Source organism: Terriglobus sp. YAF25 (assembly GCF_052113305.1).
GTDB lineage: Bacteria > Acidobacteriota > Terriglobia > Terriglobales > Acidobacteriaceae > Terriglobus.
In genome coordinates this window covers 1-1,303 of sequence record NZ_JBFRCY010000986.1, presented here as the reverse complement: position 1 = coordinate 1,303, position 1,303 = coordinate 1, and the positions used below count along the sequence as shown (strand labels likewise).

The window sequence follows — 1,303 nt, the reverse complement described above, 5'->3', positions numbered from 1 at the left end:
CCTCGATCCTGTTGATCCTGGTCTCCAGAGCTTTCTGGAAGATGGTGATGCGCGCGGCGGGGTCGATGGCGGCTTCGCGGATCTCCTCCACCTCGGCGTCGGAAAGAGCAGTCTCGTCGCGCTTCTGCGCGAAGGCGCAAAAGGCGGAACCAAGCAGCAGAAGGCAGACCAGGCGGCGAAGCATGACGGGATTGTAGGGGCAAACCAGAGAATTTGTCAGCAATTTGAGGAAGGGAAGGCGCCGTCTTCTAGGTCATATAGCCGTGATCTCTGTCGCCTTGGAAACCTATACTGTCTGTTCCCGGCCATCCGGGAACCCATAAGTCATGAATATCGATCGCTTTCGTCCGGTCCTCTTTGTTGCCCTCGCCCTCACTCTTTCTGCTGCCGCCAGAGCCCAGACCAGAGCCCAAACAGGAGCCCAGACCGGTTTGATGCCCTTGCCGGCGGAGCTGACGAGAGGCTCCGGGGCGCTGGCGCTGCAGTCCACGTTCAAAGTCACCACGCCTCGCTCGCATGACGCCCGTCTGGAAGCTGCGATTGCCCGCACTCTCCGGCGGATCGAGGTCGCGGCTGACCTTCGTCATGAAGGAAGAGGTGTCTTTGGAACGACGCCGCTGGAGGTAAGCGTCGTCTCGCCCGGCGAGGCGGTGCAGAGCCTCAGCGAGGACGAGAGCTATTCGCTGACAGTGACGAGCGAGAAGGCCGTCATTGAGGCTAATACCGACGTGGGTGCAATGCATGGGCTGGAGACGTTGATCCAGCTTGTACAGCCGACGCCGCAGGGCTATGTGATTCCGGCAGTCACGGTACATGATTCACCGCGTTTCCCCTGGCGCGGTCTGATGATCGACTGCGGCCRCCATTTTCAACCGGTACCGGTGTTGAAGCGCAATATCGATGCCATGGCAGCGGTGAAGATGAATGTCTTTCACTGGCACATGACGGAGGATCAGGGATTCCGTCTGGAGAGCAAGCTGTTTCCCAAACTCACCGGCAAGGGATCGGATGGCCTGTATTACTCGCAGGAAGATGTGAAGGAGATTGTCGCCTACGCCCGGGCGCGCGGCATCCGCGTTGTGCCGGAGATTGAGATGCCCGGCCACTCCGCTGCATGGCTCTACGCCTATCCGGAACTGGCCAGCGGCACGGTGCCTGATGACATACGCCGCGAGTTCGGCGTGAGCGACGTCGCCATCGATCCCACGCGTGAAGAGACCTATGTCTTCCTGCGGAAGTTCCTCACCGAGGTAACGGCGTTGTTTCCAGACGCATACGTTCACATCGGTGGCGATGAAACGTC

The 1,303-nt window shown here is 59.9% G+C and carries 2 protein-coding genes; one reads left to right on the top strand and one right to left on the bottom strand.

Annotation, left to right across the window (positions count from 1 at the left end; genetic code table 11):
- The coding region (locus AB4043_RS25870; RefSeq protein ID WP_442308569.1) for a hypothetical protein at window positions 1–184 on the bottom strand (184 nt) is incomplete at its 3' end.
- A 142-nt stretch (window positions 185–326) separates the two neighbouring features.
- Here AB4043_RS25870 and AB4043_RS25865 point away from each other — a divergent pair.
- A partial coding sequence (locus AB4043_RS25865; RefSeq protein ID WP_442308568.1) for a family 20 glycosylhydrolase occupies window positions 327–1,303 on the top strand: 977 nt, incomplete at its 3' end.